The organism is Candidatus Lernaella stagnicola, from assembly GCA_030765525.1.
Taxonomy (GTDB): domain Bacteria; phylum Lernaellota; class Lernaellaia; order Lernaellales; family Lernaellaceae; genus Lernaella; species Lernaella stagnicola.
The window spans coordinates 77943-98433 of record JAVCCK010000042.1; the positions used below are offsets into that span (position 1 = coordinate 77943).

Annotated in this window: 17 protein-coding genes; 6 read left to right on the forward strand and 11 right to left on the reverse strand. The window is 55.9% G+C overall.

The genetic code is table 11. The features are described from left to right. Positions 1–239: 239 nt before the first annotated feature. On the forward strand, positions 240–2144 hold the full coding sequence (locus tag P9L99_19965; GenBank protein ID MDP8225646.1) for a S8 family serine peptidase: 1905 nt from the start codon (positions 240–242) through the stop codon (positions 2142–2144). Positions 2145–2487: 343 nt separating this feature from the next. Here the strand turns inward: P9L99_19965 and P9L99_19970 are convergent, their stop codons facing one another. The 4 genes from P9L99_19970 to P9L99_19985 form a co-directional block, all read right to left on the reverse strand. Then, entirely contained in the window at positions 2488–3138 is a 651-nt protein-coding gene (locus tag P9L99_19970) for a hypothetical protein (protein ID MDP8225647.1), read from the reverse strand. Positions 3139–3153: 15 nt separating this feature from the next. Beyond that, on the reverse strand, positions 3154–4011 hold the full coding sequence (locus P9L99_19975; GenBank protein MDP8225648.1) for a hypothetical protein: 858 nt from the start codon (positions 4009–4011) through the stop codon (positions 3154–3156). 114 nt (positions 4012–4125) lie between these two features. Then, complete coding sequence (locus P9L99_19980; GenBank protein ID MDP8225649.1) at positions 4126–4443, reverse strand: hypothetical protein; 318 nt, start codon at positions 4441–4443, stop codon at positions 4126–4128. Positions 4444–4918: 475 nt separating this feature from the next. Beyond that, a complete protein-coding gene (locus tag P9L99_19985) occupies positions 4919–5338 on the reverse strand; it encodes a hypothetical protein (protein ID MDP8225650.1) in 420 nt (139 codons plus the stop codon). A gap of 604 nt (positions 5339–5942) precedes the next feature. On the opposite strand from P9L99_19985, the gene P9L99_19990 reads away from it, so the two are divergent. Then, on the forward strand, positions 5943–7127 hold the full coding sequence (locus tag P9L99_19990; GenBank protein MDP8225651.1) for a hypothetical protein: 1185 nt from the start codon (positions 5943–5945) through the stop codon (positions 7125–7127). A gap of 24 nt (positions 7128–7151) precedes the next feature. Here the strand turns inward: P9L99_19990 and P9L99_19995 are convergent, their stop codons facing one another. Both P9L99_19995 and P9L99_20000 read right to left on the reverse strand, forming a co-directional pair. After that, positions 7152–7349: an integrase core domain-containing protein gene (locus P9L99_19995; GenBank protein MDP8225652.1), complete on the reverse strand. Its 198-nt coding sequence runs from the start codon at positions 7347–7349 to the stop codon at positions 7152–7154. A 3-nt stretch (positions 7350–7352) separates the two neighbouring features. Beyond that, positions 7353–9557 (reverse strand): hypothetical protein, encoded by a 2205-nt coding sequence (locus tag P9L99_20000; GenBank protein ID MDP8225653.1) that lies wholly within the window; start codon positions 9555–9557, stop codon positions 7353–7355. Positions 9558–9930: 373 nt separating this feature from the next. Here P9L99_20000 and P9L99_20005 point away from each other — a divergent pair, with 373 nt between their 5' ends. Further along, positions 9931–10668, forward strand: coding sequence for an SDR family oxidoreductase (locus P9L99_20005; protein ID MDP8225654.1), 738 nt, complete (start codon positions 9931–9933; stop codon positions 10666–10668). A gap of 1264 nt (positions 10669–11932) precedes the next feature. On the opposite strand, the gene P9L99_20010 is transcribed toward P9L99_20005, so the two are convergent. Continuing rightward, positions 11933–12178, reverse strand: a complete 246-nt coding sequence (locus P9L99_20010; GenBank protein ID MDP8225655.1) for a hypothetical protein — start codon at positions 12176–12178, stop codon at positions 11933–11935. A 540-nt stretch (positions 12179–12718) separates the two neighbouring features. On the opposite strand from P9L99_20010, the gene P9L99_20015 reads away from it, so the two are divergent. Then, positions 12719–13393, forward strand: a complete 675-nt coding sequence (locus P9L99_20015; protein ID MDP8225656.1) for a DUF1566 domain-containing protein — start codon at positions 12719–12721, stop codon at positions 13391–13393. Positions 13394–13525: 132 nt separating this feature from the next. After that, positions 13526–14755 carry a DUF3604 domain-containing protein gene (locus P9L99_20020; GenBank protein ID MDP8225657.1) on the forward strand — a complete coding sequence of 410 codons (1230 nt, stop codon included), beginning with the start codon at positions 13526–13528 and terminating at the stop codon, positions 14753–14755. A 46-nt stretch (positions 14756–14801) separates the two neighbouring features. Here the strand turns inward: P9L99_20020 and P9L99_20025 are convergent, their stop codons facing one another. Then, positions 14802–16301 (reverse strand): hypothetical protein, encoded by a 1500-nt coding sequence (locus P9L99_20025; protein ID MDP8225658.1) that lies wholly within the window; start codon positions 16299–16301, stop codon positions 14802–14804. Positions 16302–16486: 185 nt separating this feature from the next. Between P9L99_20025 and P9L99_20030 the strand changes: the two genes are divergently transcribed. Next, a complete protein-coding gene (locus P9L99_20030; GenBank protein ID MDP8225659.1) occupies positions 16487–17935 on the forward strand; it encodes a sulfatase in 1449 nt (482 codons plus the stop codon). Positions 17936–18180: 245 nt separating this feature from the next. Here P9L99_20030 and P9L99_20035 read toward each other — a convergent pair whose 3' ends face one another. The 3 genes from P9L99_20035 to P9L99_20045 all read right to left on the reverse strand — a co-directional run bounded on the left by P9L99_20035 (position 18181) and on the right by P9L99_20045 (position 20023). Further along, positions 18181–18933: an autotransporter outer membrane beta-barrel domain-containing protein gene (locus P9L99_20035; GenBank protein ID MDP8225660.1), complete on the reverse strand. Its 753-nt coding sequence runs from the start codon at positions 18931–18933 to the stop codon at positions 18181–18183. 69 nt (positions 18934–19002) lie between these two features. Further along, the gene (locus P9L99_20040; protein MDP8225661.1) at positions 19003–19395 is read right to left on the reverse strand and encodes a secondary thiamine-phosphate synthase enzyme YjbQ; all 393 of its coding nucleotides are present in this window, start codon (positions 19393–19395) and stop codon (positions 19003–19005) included. Between the two features lie 4 nt (positions 19396–19399). Further along, the gene (locus P9L99_20045) at positions 19400–20023 is read right to left on the reverse strand and encodes a hypothetical protein (protein ID MDP8225662.1); all 624 of its coding nucleotides are present in this window, start codon (positions 20021–20023) and stop codon (positions 19400–19402) included. Positions 20024–20491: the final 468 nt, after the last annotated feature.

The window sequence follows — 20491 nt, forward strand, 5'->3', positions numbered from 1 at the left end:
GCAGCACCCTCCAATACATCCCCATCCGGGACCCAGCGCCCCCGCTTGACTTGAACACCCTGCCCGCCTGTGCCATACTTCCTGCGCTCACGGCGCGGTAATGGAAATTGCGCCCAGACGAAAACAACGCAAATGGACGACAACGAAACCGTAACCATGTTGCATGAGCGACTGAACCAATAAATCGCCAAAAGCAAGCCGGCCGTGTGTGCCGGCTTTTTTATTGCCCGGAGTAAAAAATGCTACGTCGCCTGACTGTCATCCTCGTGGTCGCCGCCTTCTGCTTACCCACCGTGGCCGGCGCCACTCGTTACGAAGCTACAACGACCATCGACGGCCACCTCGCCGCCGCCGACAGCGTAATTGTCGAGATGAATCCAGACCTTACCTTCGCCACGTTCGAAAAGCGCCTGCGCGATGCCCGGTACGCCGTGCGCCTGGCGAGTCTCGATGACGGAACGATCGTCGAAGCCACCGACTTCAAAGCCATCGACCTGTACGACGGTGAGGATGTATTTATCGCCGTGGTCGACGTCGCGGCTGATCTCGACCTCGAAAAGCAAATCGCCGAACTCGAAAGCATGCCCGGCGTGCAAAGCGTTTGGCCGAATTACATCCACGCGCCTTTGTTCCGCCCCAACGACCCGTACTACAACCAGTACCAGGGCAATTTCCGCCAGCTTTTCCTGGAAGACGCCTGGGATATCACCACCGGCGGCGGAGCGACGGTCGGCGTGATCGACTCCGGCTACCGTCGCTCAGGTCTGGAAGATGCGGCCGAGAATACCAGCGGCGGCTATGACTTCTGGGGTAACGACACGAATTGGAACGATTACATCGGCCACGGCACCCACGTCAGCAACACGGTCGCCGAAGCCACCAACAACCGCAAAGGCTGCGCGGGCATCGCGTTCGACGCCCGCCTCATGCCGCTGAAAGTATTTCCGGATTACGACGGCGGCGCGTTGGAAAGCGATATCATCTCCGCCATCAACTACGCCCGCACCAACGGGGCCGACGTGATCAACATGTCCCTGGGCGGCGGCGGCTACGTTTCTTCCACCGACAGCGCTATCGATCGCGCCTTCAACGCGGGTGTCGTGGTCGTTGCGGCCTCCGGCAACGACGGCGTCAGTCGCGTGGACTACCCCGGCGCTTACGACAACTCCATTGCCGTGGGCTCCTGCAACACGCACGCGCCGGGCGCCAATCCGCAACGGTCGTCTTTCAGTAGTTACGGCAGCGCTTTGGACCTGGTCGCCCCGGGTGACGGTATCGTGCAGGAAACCTACGAGCCCGGCTACGGCGTCGATTATTACTCCCTGGGCGGCACGAGCATGGCCTCGCCCCACGTGGCGGGCGTCGCCGCGCTGCTGGTGGCTCACGGCGGCGCTCATCCGCAGGGAATCCGCCAGTCGATGTATGACACGGCGCGCAGTTCGTCGAGCTCGTGGACCAACCAACTCGGTTGGGGCGAAGTCGACGCTTACGCCGCGCTCGTTGATTACGCCGGGGCCGCGTTGAACAAGCCGCCCGTAGCCGAAGGCAACGCCAGCCCGACCGGTGGCCGCGCCCCTCTGACCGTCACCTTCCGCGGCGGCAACTCCAGCGACCCCGACGGCACGATCGAAGCCTACCGCTGGAAAATCATTAACAACGGCAACGTCATCGGCAACTCCAAGGTGACGACGCACACCTTCCCCAATCCGGGAACGTACAAAGTGGAGTTGCTCGTCACTGACAACCGCAACGCCACCGACACCGACCTGCTCACCATCAACGTCACCTCCTCCACCGGCGGCGACGATGACGATGCCGACGATGACGCCGCCGATGACGACGACACCTTCGACGATAGCGAGTGCGGCCAACTTCTGAATATGGTCTACGGCGGCTGCAACTATGCCCTAGCCTTCGAGAACGGCCAGAGCATTCAACCCGCCACCGCCATGCAAATGTGCGAGGAAAGCGCCGACAGCGAGGGGTGGCTCTGCCTCCAGCAGTGCTACAACGACTCGGATAGCTGCGGGTATTGGCGCGGCTGCGCCCGTCAGGTGTGCGGCATCCGCGTGCTCCAAGACAACGGTGCCGACGACAGCGGCAACGGCGACGAAAACGACTTCATGTGGGGCTGTGGCGAGTAGCCTTCACCCCAGGCTGACCCTGGACCCGAAACCGTAGGAGCGACTTCAGTCGCGACCGGGCAAGGCCCGGCGCTGGGACCGAATGCGTCTGACGACGTCGTTGTCACACCGACCGCTCCCGCTGGTCGCTCGGCGCGCCTCACACAAAACCGTAGGAGCGACTTTAGTCGCGATCAGCGTTTTCCGAAAACGCTATCTGGTTTCTATATACTGCCCCCGGAAAGCCAAAATAATTAAGTATGGTGTCCCTTAAATTAAATCTGAAAGCCGAAATATTTAAGTCTGGTGTCCCTTAAAGTAATCGCGCTTCCGCAGGCAACACGTCGGCCCACGCGGTCATTAATCAAAGCCACCCCAACATCTTCCCGATCTCCCCTAGAACGCTAACAACAGCACCAAACGCGATCAAAGACAATCCTCTGAGAAAAAGTTTTTCAACCGCATGGATATAGTTTGCTTTTCTAATAAGAACATCTTCGTTCCACTTCACCTGTGCAATCCGAATCGTTATCCTTTCGGAAATATTGTCCCTGCCTTCTCTCAACATGTCCAATAAATTTTCAGCACATGGCCTTCTAAAAACACCAATCTTTCTTACCTTGATGGAATATGCGACTGCAACCAAAAGATGTATCTGTGCCAAAAGATACGCTACACCGACTACCGGCGACACAAGCGGCGTCATCCTTCCGCCTGTTGCAAATACCGCCGGGATAATCGATAACACACTTATCGCAACACCTAGCCCACCGAAAAATGCCGCAGCTTTATTTTCGAGAACTTCCTTTCTTTTCGTCTCTGATTCCTGTATTTCCTTGGCCATTTCTTCAATGGCGCCAGATTCATCGTTTTTTTCTGAAACCGTTTTTCGAACCCTTTCCAACACTCCATTCCACCTTGCGTCTTCACCGTCGCCACAATTTCTCAAGTCCATGATCGCATGTGCATGGTTCGCCTCATGTGGTGGCCAAATCATATATAGCAGTTTGCGCATTTCCATGCTTTCCTCTCATTTCCTCTTCGAAATCATCAAATCGCACAAGGCCTCCGCAATTGGTACGCCGTTCGGTTTTTGAAGCCATCCCCACTCGCCGTTCGGGTTTACTTCAAGAAACCAGAATCGCCCTTCATGCTCAACGATATCTATCGCTCCAAAATAGAGGTCATTTTCTAGCACCAATTTGACGCACAAATCAGCAATGTCGTCTGGAATCGAGCACCGTTTGAATTCAAGGCCATCTTTTTGGGTCCTCCAATCAAGATTAACTTCTTGATTCTCTCCAGAATCGATTCGCACCGAAAACAATTTTTTTCCAATCACCGTAACCCTGTAATCTGTTTTTTGAAAGAGTGCCTGCTGATAAATTGATGGGCAAACACGAACACTATCCTCGTCTCCAGCCGCTATACCGTCAATTCTATTCGTGAAAATGAAAAAATCCTGTTCTGGCTCTTCGATTAACGGCGAATAGAGAGCCTTTGCGATAACACCATTTCTATGTTTACCAATAAAACTGTTAATGGCTTCCGGATCATTCGAAATGAGCGTGTCCGGTACTTGAAAACCGAGGTCTGACGCCAAATGTAGCTGGCGTATTTTACTTTCCATAACATCATTTGCTGAAGGATGATTCACCCAAGTTACGTTCGGGACTATCATTAACGACTCAAGCCAGGAATACCATTGCTCATTGACATACTTCTGCACTGCTGACGACGGCTTATTTCCATCGTCTAAGTCATCATACGGTTTGCCCGGTCTTCTATTCCAAACAACTGACACCGTCTTAAGCAGGTCGTACAAGTCGCCTTTATGTGTAATCGCGATTTGGCGCGTTGGAAATGAAATGCTGACTTTCTCCGTCACCAAATCCTCTGTATTCAATCGAATAAACGGTTCCCCTCTCTTTTTGAGCTCTCTGACGACAAAATCCGCGGTAACGTCCCACTTATTTGTTAAGATTAATATCATGATCGTGCGCTACCTCCACATCCTACGATCTTTCATGTCATCTCCTTTTTCGATGTCGCATTTTTTTGTATCTGGGCCGCTCACGCCTTCCAAGTCGATGGCTGGTGTGTTATTTCGATCTCCTTTCCACCGCACAATGTCTTCGAGAACATCAAAATAATAGTCTGGGTTAGGAGCTGCGCGCCCAGGAGATAAGCATTTTTTTGCGTACTTAAAAAGGAAGGGCCGAGCTTGAATGATTTTTTCTCGGATATCTGGCTTTTCGTTCTTTCCACTCATTTCATCAGTTCCTAATGTTTTGACGGTTTTTGATTGTTCCACAGCCATTTTTGTTAAATGACATCCGTGTGTCGCACCCAATTCTTTGGACACAGGTTTGCGCTACGTGGCTTTTCTGTCAAAGTCGTGGTCGCGGCGCGTTTTATTTTCCTTAAGAATGCCTTTCCTTTTTTTGACCACCGTGCTCTTGGTAGCGCTCGACAGAGATTTTCAGAAGCCTTTCTTGTAATTTAAGGGACACCAACCTTAATTATCCGACGCATCTTTCACTCCGTCGATGCCGTCTTATCGGACTATCGATCCGAATACGGCTCCCGAAAACGGCGGTCCCACGCAACGCTCGCCGTGGCACTTTGTCTAAAGTCCCCTCCTTCGTGGGAACGACGTTGGTGGATAATCTGCGTTGTGGCGGGCGGAACATACGAATTATGCGCCTCTGGTCTTGCGAACGCAAGTCCGAGCCGCACAGCCTCCACGCCGATTTGTAGAACCGGAACATGTACTTGTAACGTGTCCCGGTTTTCTACTGAAAGCCGAAATAATTAAGTATGGTGTCCCATAAATTACCCGAATCCGCGGGAATCAGCCTGTCAATCGTGTTGATTCGTAAGGTGACAGTGGCATGAAATGAACTAAACACTTCGAGATTCAAGGTTTTGGAAGGCGGGGATACGGACTTAAGTGCAGCGATCGCCTTTTCGTCCGGATTTACTTTCTGCCCAGATTTAATGAGCCCTTCGAGTCCTCGCGAAATATAGAGCCCGAGAATAGGTGTCAGCGCGAAAAGGACGGCCCGCGCTTTGGGATCTCCATAAGCCTCGGGGATCCAATCTCCAATGTCTCGGACAATTCGTTTGAACCTGCGAATCCGTTTTTTCAGTGTATTATTATCGTTGCATTCTGGATCGAACCGCTTCAACTCTTCCAAAAGTTCAGTGCCCATTTGTCACCTCCCTAAGAAATTTGGAAATTTCGGCACAATTCAAAGGGTAATTTAGGGGACACCATGTAATTTATGGGACACCAACCTTAATTATCCGACGCATCTTTCACTTCTTCGAGGCCGTCATTTCAAAATATCGATCCGAATACGGCTCCCGAAAACGGCGGCCCCGCGCAACGCTCGCCGTGGCGATCTTTCTAAAGTCCCCGCCTTTGCAGGAACGATGTTGGTGGGAAATCTACGTTGCGACGGGCCGACCAACCAAATTTTGCGCCTCTGGTCGTGCGAACGCAAGTCCGAGCCGCACAGCCTCCCCGCCCAGGCACAGAATCCTGAAGGGGCGATTCACGGATCGCCCGGATCGGCTTTGTTTCTCCGTCTTGTCGCGCCCGCGGGCTTTCTCATCCAATGTTCTTTGGGACTATTTTTTCAACAAGGCTTTGATATCATGGCGACGGATATTGGTTGGAGCGCCCCCGAACTGCGCGGCATTGAACCGGAGAAAAATTAAGGATGGGTGTTCCCGGAATTCCGGGCGCTGTTGCATTGTGTGTCGTCGTTTCGACCGAAGCAGGTTATCGGCAGATCTTTGGAGGCATGGGACGTGTCGTACAAGACCGTTTTCGCGCTTTTGATTGGTGGATTCGTACTCGTCGCGGCGCTGGTTGCCGTGTTTCACTTTTCCGTGGATCAATTCACTTTCCAAGACGAATTCTTGCGCCAAAAGCCCAAGGACGTGTTTTCGTCCAACAAAGGCGTTATGTCCTTTGCTGAGTTGGACGGCTATCTCTACGCCGGCACCTGGAACGAGACGACGAAGGCGCAGCTCTGGCGATCGGCCGACCTCGAATCATGGGAGGCGGTCACCACCGACGCCTTTGGGCTGCCCCGCGCTGCGGAATTCGTGTCGTTGGTCGCTTTTGACGGCGCGATCTTTGTCGGAACCATCAACGGTGCCGACAACGATCCGGCCCTCATCGTGTGCTACAGACCGGGAGAAGGCGCCGAGTTGGCGGCGGCCGACGACGTGTTCGCCCCCGGAGACAATTACGTCAAAGCCCTGGCCGTGTGGCACGACCGGCTCTATGCCGTGACCGATCGTGAATTTGTGATGTCGCGATCCGGCAAACGCGGCAGCTTCCGGCGGGCGTGGCCGGCGCAAGAACAAGGCGTATCGTTCAATTCGTTGATCGTGTTCAATGACCGCCTGTTCGTCACGGTCGTCCGGGCCGATGCTTCGTTGCGCATCCTGCGCGTTGCCGAAAACGGCACCACGCTGCTGCACACAAAACTGCCGGACTTGAAACGACCGATTCTCTCTACGGCCTTTGGCCGTTTGATTGTCGGCGGCAAGGACTCGGCGCCTCCCACGGAAATCATGCACCCGCTCGCCCCGACGCCCAAAACCCGAAAAGGAACCGGTTTGCCCAAATACGATTGCTTTGCCGAATATCACGGCCGAACGTTTTTCGGTACACGGCGCAGTTCCTGGAAACAAAAATGGCACGCGGCGATACTGTTCGAGTGCGACGAACAACAGTGCTGGGAAGCGACCGAACCAGGGCTCGGCGACGATAACAACATCATGATCAGCACGATGACCGTCTTTCGTGAACGGCTGGTTGCGGGCACCTGGAATCTCGTGAGCGGTGCGCAAATCGCCCATCTGACCGGCGACAAAACATGGAAACGCGTTAACCCCACCCACGCCGCCCACGTCCCGCCCAATCCTCGGCAGGAAAAACGGCTTGACGCCCCCGGCGACGCCGTCGCAAGGACACACCCGTAGTGTCCCCATTTTAGCAAGACAGGATTAGGCGGCTTTTGGGGTGAAGTAAGCCGCTTGGACCTCGTTGGGCGTTTGGTAGTCGAGGGCCGAGTAGACGCGGTCTTGGTTGTACCAGCGCACGTACCGGTCAATCGCGTCGTGGGCCTCGCTCCAGGTGTCGTAGCTGTTGGGCCAGATTTCCTCCTCTTTGATCGTGCGGATCACCCGTTCGAGAAACGCGATCCGTCACTCACAGCTTTCGCCGGTGTCCCGCCAGGCTAGGGCCGTGCCATCGCCGATGGAAATGGTATCTTGCGCGCGACCGGTCCAGTAAGCGCTTGTCAGGCCTTGCATTGGCCACGTCACGCGGCCGGCCTTGCTGCCGTAGCTGCGCTCGAGCATCCAAGGTCCCATGGCAAACTGCATCGACCCGGGCACGCGCCACTTCATCGGTAGATAGTCGACCGCTCGGGGCAATTCGTCTTCGATCCAGCCCTCAAAGAGGACGATGCCGAACAGTGTCACTTCTTCGGTACACATTGCGATTTCTTCCTCCGTCGGCCATTCGACTTCCACGTTGAAGTCCGGCGGTGGATCGGAATGCAGCAGAACCGGGTAGTTGCGGCGTGGATCGAATTTGTTTTCCGGCCCGGCCTGGTACTGTTCGGTTTGTGACAACACATCGACCATCTCGGCCACAAATGGGTCCAGGTCGGGGTCGATGTCGGAGTCGACCATGTAGTCGTACAACACGCCGAAAAAGGCGTCGCCTTGACCGGCGACTTCTTTGCTTTTTATCTCCTCGAATATCGCCGTACCCATCTGGTTCCAGAAATCCGGGAACTCGGCCGGATCGACCCGCGCCTGGAGGTTCCACAGTGTCGGGTAAATCAGCGATGGGGCGAAGGTCGGTCGGCACCACTTCGGACTAAAGAACGAGCCCATCGTGTTGATGATGGGCCAGAACTCCATTTCCGCCATCATCTGGTCAACGAAGTGCAGGTATTGGTTGTCACCCGTCACGTAATGCGCCGCCAGGGCCCACTGGACCATAAAGGCGATATCCCCACCGCGAACGCCCGGAGCCAGAATCCAGGCGATCGGCACTTCGGCATCGGCGTCGATTCGCTGAGTCAGCGCGAGAAACTTGAGCATGAATTCCAACGGCTTTGCGGCGTCCAAATCGAAGGCCGGCTCGGTGATCTCCATTGGCGGACCGTCCGGGCAACTGGCGTCAAACGAATCCATGTGGGCCGGGCTCGGCTGCTCCATCACGTAAGCGACGATCGTATCGATTTCAGTCAGATCGATATCGCCCGGATCCAACAAGAGCCGCCCTCCGGACAAATATTGGGTCACAAAGGCCCGCAATATCGCGTTGGACTGCAGGTTGATGATCCGCATCTTCTTCAAGCGGTTGATCGTGCAGGGGAGCGCTTCGTTGACGAGCCCACGCAAACGGTTCGCCTCGGCATCGTCGCCAAGCATGTCGTAAGCGAGCATGATCCCCGGCAGGCTGCGTACGTGCATGTCCCGCGAGGCGTCACCCTGCCACACCGGCCACACGTCCCGGTGTACGCCCAAAATCTCCACACCTTCGGTGTAATAGGACGGCAGGCGGTCGAGAATCGCCTGGGAAAGCGGATACGTGAAGTGTCCGGAATCGGGGTCCGAGTAATGGCCGATCGCCTTCCCCGGATGGCCAACCGCATAGATGCCGTCGTCCTGAAGCATGGCAAAATGGCTGCGCGCCAGAAATCCGGGGATCTCCGTGACCTCGTAAAAGAACATCATCGAGTCGAACTTATCGAGCATTCGCAAATAGTCCGCCCCGGTTCCGGTCTCTTGGTAACGCGCGGCGGCTGAACCCAGAACCATCCCGCTCCACCCAGAGGCGTCGCCGTAGCCGTTGTAACGCTCGAATATTGCCGGGTCGCTCCACACTTCCTCCGGCGTTCCGGGGGCGATGGGGATCGTCGTGTAACGATCCGAGTGCTGCCCTTCCATGTTCAGATAAAGGTCGTAATACCGGTCGTACCAGTACATCTGTTCGAGCATTGGGGCCGGATTGGAGGCCCAATCGTCTTCACCAGCGTCCCAGATTTCGCACGAGTGCTTGGTGTCGCCGATGCAACTGGTCTCGCGATAGATGGCGCAAGAGGTCATCGTGGCGGGTAGCTGCGACTCGTTTGCCTCGGGCCAGATGGCTTTGAATCTGGGCACGTTGGGGTAGGGAATATCGTCATCGTCATCATCGTCATCATCGTTGTCATCGTCGTCATCGTCATCATCGTCGTCATCGGTGGCGTCGTCATCCACGGCGTCATCGTCGGCGACGTTGTCATCGTCGGCCGCGTCGTCATCGTCGGCCGCGTCGTCCGCGCAGGAAAACAGGCAGGCCGAAAAAAGGCACAGCACGATGAAAAACACGGCCGGGAAGGAACTTTTCATTTTTCACTCCGATCACGAGGATGGCATTCAGAAGGGCACTATGCCACAAACCACCGCGCCATCAAGGGCGACCCGCGTCCATGGTCAGCGGGTAATCGGACAAAACCGACATATTGAAGGGCTGGAAGAAAACCGCGTAATCCAGTGGGTAAAACCGGGACACGTAACAAGTGCATGTCCCTGGGTTTTCCCGGGCGATTTCAGCACTGGACCTTGTCCGGCCCTCACCCTGGCTCGCAGCCGTCCCTCTCCCTGAGGGCAATTTAATAAATTGCACTTAAATTCCTCTTAAATTCCTGGTGTCGCTTAAATTCCTCCTTAAATTCCTCAAGTATGGGTGTCCATTAAATTCTCTATATTCGGAGACATAGCCATGCCCACGCAGCAGACAGTTCTTCTCGTCGGCGGAACAGGACGCACCGGCAGACGCGTCCTCGAGCAGCTTCTGGGTCGAGGCGTCAATGTACGCGCCATCGTGCGATCTCGCGAGAAGCTCCCACCGGGAGCCGCAGAAAATCCTAACCTCACGGTCATTGAGGCCAGCTTGCTTTCACTGAATGATGAGGAGCTCCAGCGCCATGTTCGTGGGTGCGACGCTGTGATCTCGTGCCTTGGTCACGTTCTCTCATTCAAGGGCCTCTTTGGACCGCCGCGCGATCTCGTCACACAGGCTGCCACCGTGTTGTGCCGAGCGGCCGAAGCGCTAAAACCCGCAACCCCGATCAAGTTCATCCTCATGAGCAGCGTCTCGGTCCATCGCCCTGGGGGCCTCGACAAGCGCCGTGGATGGTTCGAGCAGGCCTTCGTGCGGACGCTTTGCATCGTGCTCCCGCCTGCCAACGACAACCAACGGGCTGCAAACGTCCTCCATGAAAAGATCGAGAAGAGCCATCCGTTCGTGCAGTGGGTGGCGGTCCGTCCAGACACGCTCCTGGAAGGCGACATTTCCGAATACACGCTGCATGATGGCCTCGTGAGCAGTCTCTTTAAGCCGGATTCCACGAATATGGCCAATGTCGCGCACTTCATGTGCGAACTGGCGACGAACCCGGAGACATGGGAAGGGTGGAAGGGAAGGCTGCCTGTGATCACCAACGCTACCGCAATGTAAATTTCCATCCATCCAGGTAAAACCGGGTCATGTATTTGTAGATACTTCAGTCGGTAAAAACAGGGACATGTACTTGTTACGTGTCCCGTTTTTGGCCAGTTATGGTTGTCCCTTAATTTATGTCTTAAATTATGTAACATTGAGAGCCGTTTGACACACATGTAAAAAACTAGGGAACTAATGGATATAAAACTTGTTTTATTTTTATCTAGTTATCGAAAGGAGGATAAGCGACATCTAAGTATTCCCTTCAACAACTGACCGATTACAATTGTCAGTCTGAAATAACGGCCGAACTGGAGAAATTCCTGAAGGCGGATGGCACTTTTAGCGCTCATTACCTTGAGGAATTGTTTGGGTTTTCAGGAATGGCGGCGCAATTTGTCACAACTTCGGTGATCTTGATTGTCGCTCGTAAGGCGGATTCCGAAGAAGTAAGGTCACTCCTAGACTATTTCGATGGATATTCAGGTAGCTTTCGTTATGAAGCCATATCGACGAAAATATCGATTAACGTCACGGCAATGTTGATCTACGACGAAGCATACAAAATGGCTCGCGTCTTACTCCAACGACCTTAGGGAATTCGCGGGACACTCGTAACCGCGTGAGTCAAGGGCCTTCCTCAAAAACCTCTTCTAGTGGCAGGATTTCCGGGGACAGTATTCTCAATTATCGAACACATCGTTTGCTCCGTCGAAAGGCCCGTTCCTCGGCGAATGACATCGATGAAGGAAATCTACGTTGGTGCGGGCGGAACATGCGAATTTCGCGCCTCTGGTCGTGTGGGCGCAAGGCTGTACTTTCAAGCCCTCACGCTCGGGTAAAACCGGGACACGTAACAAGTACATGTCCCTTTTTCGCATTTTGTTTTTGGATTCCCGCCTACGCGGGAATGACGTACTCTTTTATTTTTGTTTTCCTGCCTCGTCGGGAATGGCGGGACCAAAGGATGCATAAGCGGCGGCGTCCGTCGTGCCAACAATTCTTCTTTCGTCATCCCCGCGCAGGCGGGGATCCAGACCAAACCACCCCGGAAAGAACCGGGACACGTAACAAGTACATGTCCCTGGGTTTCCCCAGGCTGAGCCTGGACCCAAAACCGCATGCGTCTGACGAGGTTGTCGTCACCACGACCGCGCCCGCTGGTCGCTCTTCGAGCGTCGTGAAAACTGTCCATAGAAGAGGCTTTCGAGGAGGGCCCTTGACTCACGCGGTTATGGGTATCCCTTAAATTATGCGTATCAAGGTTTCTTTAACAGATTCAATCAAAACCGCATCTATCTAGTTCTTTCACGGTCTTAGCACCCATGATGCATCGACACTGAAGCCGGACAGAACTCATACAATCGCTCATAAATTCATCTTTAATCGCCCACTCAGCAAATGTTGCAGACCCTGCCTTCACTCCCCAACGGAGGAGATCCTTGATCAAACCATCGTCCAGATCGTCTAGATAATCAGAATCTTCCTCGATTTCCTTTATCATAATCTTGACTGCATGTTTCAATGCAAGTTCGCACTCCTCTTCGGTGGGAGGCTCGAACCAAGAGCATCCGGAAATCACTAATAGAGAAATACACAAAGATACTATACATGCGATTTTCGATAGCCTCCGTGTCTTGCTCATTCTACCTACCCTTCGTGCATTGGACCGTATACCCACAATAGCAATGCGGCGGTTCTGTATTATCTTGAATATATATTATCTTGTTTACTGCATTGAATGGGGTAGGTCAACCTTTCGGCTCACCTTCGACCGGGCAAGGCCCGGCGCTAGGACCGCGTGCGTCTGACGACGTCATTGTCACCACGACCGCTCCCGCTGGTCGCTCTACGAGCCCCAGGCTGAGCCTTATCCGGCCCTCACCCTGGCTTGCAGTCGTCCCTCTCCCACAAGGAGAGGGAAACGGAAATCTCGGCGGCCTGCCTCCCCTCTCCAGGTGGGAGAGGGGCCGGGGGTGAGGGCAATTCACCGGGCCTTCTCCGGGCTACAAGCACCTCTGTCTGTTTTCTGCTAGAATGCCGGCTAGAAATACGGAGGTTCCCGATGCAAAAAGTCGCCCTGTTGCTCGTTGTACTGTTAGCCCTCGCCGTCATTGGATGCCCTTCCGGCAATGACGATGACGATAACGACACGTCGCTTGTCGATGACGACAATGACGACAACGACACGTCGCCTGTCGATGACGACGATGATGACGACAATGACGACGACGACAATGACGATAACGACGACGATGACGACGACGATGACGACGACGATGACGACGACACCACAGGCGAAGTCTGGACCGATGACGTTTCCGGCCTGGTCTGGCAAGACGGCAATGCCAACAGGCTCGATTGGCAAAGCGCCAAGGCCTACTGCCAAGACCTGACTTGGGCAGGCTTCGACGATTGGCGCCTGCCGACGCCCTCGGAGCTGCGCAGTCTGATTCGCGGCTGCGGCAACACAGCGACCGGCGGCTCCTGCGGCGTGACCGACGAGTGCCTCGCCTACATGACGTGCTGGAATCCGCCGTGCAATGGCTGCCTCCCGCTCCGCGGGCCGGGGCCCGAAGGCCGATACTGGCCGGCGGATCTTTCGGGCGACGGCTGGATCTTTTGGTCGTGCTTTCAAGTTGATGAAAACCCCTTCACCGCGTGGCGCGTCCACTATTACAACGGCTTGGTCAGTTACAACGACGCCGAGTATCTTTACAGCGCGCGTTGCGTGCGTTGATCCGCTGCCGTGGCCAAGTTCTTCTCTGCTTCGTTGACAACATGACTCGATTTTCATACAGAAATTGAAGGATCGGTTTCGGGAAACGTGTTCCGAAACACTCACCGTGTTTATCTGAAAGGGAAGATGATGTTGTCGAAACAACGTTGGATCGTTCTTTTTGTGTTTCTTTCGATGTTGCTTTTCGCGCTTCCCTTGGCATGCGACGACGACGATGATGACGACGATGACGACGATAACGATACGACGACCGACGACGACGACGACAATGACAATGACGACAATGACGACGACGACAATGATGACGACAATAACGACACGGCGGCTGACGACGATGACGATGACGACGATGACACCGTTCTTCCTGAAGGATGCATCGCCGGAGATTTCTCGGTTTACTTCGGCATGCTTCACTCGCACTCCGCCTTTTCCGACGGGCGGGGAACGCCGCGAACGGCCTACGAGCACGCGCGCGACGAAGGCGACCTCGACGTATTCGCGTTGACCGATCACCTCGAATTGCTCTATCTGCCGATCCCGCCCGACAAGTGGGAACGGCTCCACGACATCGCCGACGAATTCTACGAGCCGGGGTCCTACGTAAGCCTGGTCGGCTTCGAGTACAGCAGCGCTTTCGACCTGCCGACCTTCGTATCCTCCGGGCACATCAACGTCTTTTTCTCGGACGAGATGTTCCCGATCATCATGCTCGACTACCACTACTTTTATGAACTTTTGCTGCAATGCCCCGATTGTCTGGCGCAATTCAACCACCCCGGATACGGCGGCCAGACAAACTGGGATAACTTCGAATACGACCCCGATATGGATTCGCAAATCAACCAAATCGAACTGTCGACATGGCACCTGGACGCTTGGCCGTTCCTTTTCGAGGCGCTGGACAAGGGTTGGCGCCTGTCGCCGACCTGGAATCAAGACAACCACGACGGCGGTTGGGGCACCGAAGACGATCACCGCACGGGCTTGTGGCTATCGGACCTGACCCGGGAATCGGTTCGCGATTGCCTGCGCGACCGGCGAACGTTTTCCACGCTCGATAAAAACGCGTCGCTCCGCTTTCAGACCGCCGAAGGGTGTTGGATGGGCTCGGATTTGTCCGGCACGACGTTGGCCACCTTGCTTGTCGAAGCTGTCGATCCGGACGAAGGCGACGGGTTTGCATCTCTCGAGTTGTGGGGAAACGGCGAACAGCTTTTGCTTGATTTCGACTGCGCCGGAAACCAGATCTGCGAACTGGAGGATACTCTCACGCTGAGCGGCGCCGGCGATTACGTCCTGGTCCGGGCCGTGCAAGAAGACGGCGACCTCTTGGTCTCCGCGCCGATCTGGTTCGGCCCCTAACACCTTCCCGCGCTTCAGCGTCAGAAAACGTCGGAAAATTGTCGGCTCACGGCGTATCCTCCGACATCGTGCCGATGCGGTAGGCGCCGGTATTCGACGTGGCGTACAGCCAGTCCCGATCGCGGGAAAGTTCCAGCCAGCGGATTCGTTGCCCGAGGTAGACACGACGCACGACCCGCCACGTATCGATGTCGACGACGTACAAGCGGCCGTCCAAGTAACCCCCGGCGAACAGCCGCCGATGCTTTTCGTCGAAAGCCAAATAGCGGATGCCGCGCGCCAATTTCAGGCGTCGCGTTTCGCGCCATGTGTCCATGTCGAATTCGTGTATCGTGCCGCTGGTGAATGACGACACGAACAGCCTGCGTCCCGGCACGTCGGCCGCCATACGCAACGAGTACCCCAGTTTGAGGAAACGTTTCGGCTCGCCGGTATCGAGGTCCAACACCCGCAGCCGCGCGATCGATGAGGTGATCAGCGCTCGGCCGAGCGGGTCGATCACCAAGCCTTGCTGGCCCGCTTTGTCATAGGTGCGCACCGGTTCGAGCGTAGCCTCGTCCACAACGCGAATGTGCATGTCGTGCTCGTTGAGCAGGTACAGCGAGCCGCCGTCGGCATCGTAGGCAAGCTGCGTAACGCGCTCGACGTCGAGGATCTTTTCGCGCGAGAACGTCAGGCTGTCGGTCGCCAACTCGACGAGACGGTGTTCATCGAAATCGCCGACGAAGGCCTTGCGCCGCTTGCAATCGACCACGGCATTGTCGAAGGCTTTGCCCCACTGAAGGCGGCGGAATTCCCGATCCTTATCCACGACGAAAAGCCCGCGATGACTACCGATCAGTACACGATCGCCGCGGCAATCCGGGGCCACAAACTGCAGGCAGCAACCCACGGCGTCGGGAAGTTCCTGCCGGAGATCGGCGTGAGTGAAGATGGCCTCGACGCCGTCTTGGGCGAGAATGTCGGGGATGTCCCCCGTCGGGTTCATGACGTAAAACACGCCGACCCGCGCCCCGAGCAACATCACGGCAAAAAACCCGAGCAGCGCCAGGCGCGGCAATCGCGACTCCACCCAAAACCGTGTCACGAACAGCACGAGTGCCGTGCCCACGACGCCGAGCAACGCCAAATGGCCGCCCAGCAGCAGCGCCATGAAGCCGAGGATGCCGATCATCACGAGCCATGGCGCTCGGGCGAAGCGGGTGCGATAAATCACGACGGCGGCGGTGCCGCCTACGACGATGAATCCCAGGGTGTATTTCGGGTCGATCATCCAAACCAGGAAGATCGCCGGCACGAGGTACAGCACCAACGCGACGTAATAACCGATGCGCAACACCAAAAACGCTCTCGGTGCGCGACTGGCAGTATAAAAACGCAACGCGAGCAACGCGGCGAGGATTACCAGACTCCACGGCAACTGCTCGATCAGCAGGTACGCGCTAGCCGGGAAAAAGTGCGCCCCGTATACGACAAGCGCTGTCAGGGCCAAGCCTGCCAGAGTGAGAGGATCGCGTCGGCGATGTTTTTTTACCGTGTCGTTCATGGGCCGCCGTGTTTCTTCGAGACGCCTGCGACTTCATAACACCCTGCTCGCGGCAAGACAAGAAAGCCGGCGATCCGCGTGGCGTTGGGCGCCGGTACGTTTCTTCATAAAAAAGAGCCCGGCCCGTTGCGCATTCCGTTTCACTTGGTACGTTACGGTTCATGAAACGCCGGAATTATCATTGGATGGCCCTCTTACTTGTCCTGGGGATTGCGTGGCTGGCTGCCGCGGGGTGCCAACGTCGCGCGGATCGCACCGCGCCGCGGGAGCCAACGCCCGAACCCGCTGTCGCCCCAGCCGACGCGAAAAACGTCATCGTGATCTCTATCGATTCGTTGCGCTGGGATCATTTGGGTTGCTACGGCTACGGCCGACCGACGAGCCCGACGATCGATACCTTCGCGGCCGAGGGCGTGCTGTTCAAGCGGGCCTACGCGACGAGCCCCTGGACGTTGCCCAGCCACGCTTCCCTATTTACGGGCCTGTGGGCAGACACCCACGGCGTGAACACGGAGAAGGACCAGCTTGCCGTCACCGCGACCACTCTCGCCGGACGCCTGCGCAACAGCGGCTACCGCACCGGGGCGGTTGTCTGCGCGCCTTTGTTGTCGCGGCATTTTCGGCTCGACATCGGTTTCGACGACTACGATACGGACCTAGCGGCGCTCGTGCCGATGAAAGCCCGGCGGATGAAAGTCGCGCCCGACGTGACGGCCAAGGCGCTCGCCTGGCTCGACAAACGCGACGAACGCCCCTTTTTCCTTTTCCTGCACTACTGGGATGTGCACCACGATTACAATCCGCCGCGCAAGTACGTTGAAATGTTCGACCCCGATTACGACGGCGACGAGCGCGGGCTGGACATTACGATCCGCACAGATTTGCGCCCAGGCATGAACGAACGCGACCTGAAGCACATCATCGCGCGCTACGATGGAGAGATTCGCTACACTGACGACCACCTGCAGCCGCTGCTGGAGGGCATTGCCGGTCGCGGCCTGGCGGAAAACACGATGGTTTGGATCGTGGCCGATCACGGCGAAGAATTTCTCGACCACGGCCAGATGGCGCACAAAAAAACTTGTTTCGAGGAAGTCGTGCGCATTCCCATGCTCGCCCGTATCCCGTGGCTGAAAGAAACCGCACGCTATGTCGGCGATGCCGTCAGCTTGGTCGACTTGTTCCCCACGATTCTTTCCCTGCTTGGCGTCGACTACGGCGACGTGCCGGTACAGGGCGCCGATTTGACTCCGACCATCACGGGTGGCGCTCGTTTGGACGCGCGTATTTTACAGGTGGAGACAGCCGTCGGCGTTCTGCCGCGGGCGCTGAAGCCCGTGCATTGGGCCGCATTGATTTCGCCCGGGAAACTCAAGCTGCATGCGTGGCGCGCCCGCCGGGACTCGGAGGCTACGCCGCGCGTGTTGTTGTTCGATCTGGGCAGCGATCCACGGGAGAAGCACGATCTGGCACGCCGGAAGAAACGGGCCCGGCGCCGTTTGATGCACGAACTTCTAACGCGTAAAAAAGCGCACGACAAAATTCGCAAATCGCTGTTTTCGGAAGAGACGCCTCAGGGAACTATGAAACCTGAGTTGGCCGAGACCCTGCGAAGCCTGGGGTATCTGGAATAGCGGCTAGTGCGTGGCCGTGATGATCCACATAATCATAATCAACACAAACAGCACACCGCCGACCATGTATTCGACCTTGTCGGTTGGCGACGCCGGCCTTTTATCTTTCATTTCGCTCATCGTTACCTCATTGGGTGCGGCCGCATTGTACCAAAAGACCGAGCGCGGCCAAGCCCCGCCGGGCGGAACCTGTGAAAAAGAAACGGCGGCCCCGAAGGACCGCCGGTTTGTTTCTCGCGTCGTTGTTAGAACCGGAGGCCGGCGCTTAGATAGATCGACCACGGCCAGTAGAGCATCGTGACCTCTTTATCGCCGGAGCCTTCCCATTTTAGTGGACCAATCGTGTAGAGAATGTCGGTGCGCAGATTGATCCCCGCAAATATGTCGAACTTCCGTTGGCGAATCACGTCGGCGTCCACCCCAACCAAACCGTAGGGTCCGACGGTCCAACCGATAAAGCTCTTGCTGTCGTACTCGTCGGTGTCGGGCGTGAAGGAAAGCCGCCAAATGCCCAAACCGGCACCCGCCTTGGGTCGAACGCGGCCAAACTTACCGAAGATCTTTCCAATGCCGGCGTCGAGTCGTAAGCCGTTCATCGTCCAATCTTCCTTGTCGCCATCGATCTGCTTAACGTCGTCGGACGTAAACTCCATATCCCCGGAGTGATGCAGGTAGCCCAGCCCTAATTGGATGTACCACTCGGTGGAGGGGTACAGAGTGAAATGCAGGCCCATGTAGGGAAAGCTTACGGTGCCCTGCCCGGAGAGGTCGACTTCGACATCGTTGTCGTTATCGGTAACTTTTCCAAACGGCATCAACCCGAACACCGGTAGGCCGAAATCGGCGGCGATGTCGAACATGCGCACGTTCGTACCGGAGGGCGATTTGTTCTTGCTACCCTTACTCTTTTTACCCTTCTTGGCCGCCATTGCCGTAGCCGGCAACATCAAACCAACGGCCAACAACAGGACAAGAAAAATCATCGTCGTGCGTTTCATCAAATTCCTCCACGTGCAACGGTGTTTCGGATTGGGGAAAACGCGGTTCGTTGTTATCACGAAGCCTGTTTACGTTGCCTTAATGTAACACGAACGCGCGCGAGGTCCATCGAATTCACAAAAATAGACGCCCTGCCACGTGCCCAGCAACAACCGCCCTTCGGCAACGATCATATCTTGCGAGCAGCCCACCAAACTCGATTTGACGTGGGCGGTGGAATTGCCTTCGGCATGGCGGAAAGCTCGTTGATCGGGCACGGCTTTGTCGAGCGCCAGCAGGATATCGGACACGACCGTTGGGTCGGCGTTTTCGTTGATGGTTACCGCCGCCGTCGTATGCGGGACAAACACCGTGACCACACCGTCGCGCAGGGCAAATTCCCGCACCGCGTCGCGCACGTCGTCGGTGATGTCGATGAATTGTTCGCGGGCCGTGGTACGAACCGTGATCTTCTTCAGCATGATCCTAGAATACGTAACCCGCCGTCGCGCCGGCAAAGAAGCCGCTGAACAGGCCGAAGTCGACCGACAGCCTGATCATCGGCGCCGGGTAGAACCGCCAGCCGTGCACGAAACCGCCCAAAGGTATAACCGGCGGCACTTGCTTGTCGGACGGGTCGTTAAGGGGGTTACCGTTTTCGTCGGACTCGTCGACTTCGAGTTGGCCGTACACAAAACCGAAACCAACAGTCGGCCCGATGTAGGGTTCAACGGCCGGATGAATGCGCCACTTCCACAGAATCGACATATCCACCGTCGCCATACCCAGGTTGGCCTCGACGTGGTAGGTGTCGATTTCCTTATCGCCACGAACGCGCCATTCACCGTCGCCGATGGAGAGGCCGTAATTCTTGACGCTCCATTGCAGGTCGAACTGTGTCAGTCCGTACGAACAATAGACGCCGTAACCGTACGCGGCGATGGAAGTAAATTTCTCATATGCGGGCGACAAAAACGTACTCGGCACGAAGCTGTATTGAAACTGCGCTCCGACCGAGGGGGTTTTTTCGTCCTTCACTTTGGCGGCCATCGCGCTGCCGGCCATGAGGAATATACACAAAAGCGCGATCAAGAATACGCGAATCCGCATGGAAAGCTCCGATTATTGAGTGCCACAATGACGGGGTACCATACGCTATTGCAGTCGAAGCTGTCAATTCCAACAACCAAAAAGAAAACCGGACGTTGGCACGAATCCAACTCGTCCGGTTTTCTCTCCAGCGGGCCGTTTTTACGTCTTGCCCAGGACTACTATCGGCAGCCTTCGGAGCAATGGGCCACCCGAGGAGATGTATAACGCCTCATGTATGCCTCCAGTTTGGTGGTTGTTGAACCAACTTTAGACAATGTGGCGCCGACGGCTTCGCCTGTCAAGCAATGACTACCATTTTGGTCGGTTTTTCTCCCTACCATACTGCTCGTTCCAAATACGCATCGAGCCTTACCATAACTTCACAACCCGTTGTTATCAATGGTGATTTGTTTCACGATGCCTCCACGAAAACTACGGGCGTACTCGCGGTTACGCCAACATCCGGTAATTCCTACGCTTTAAGTA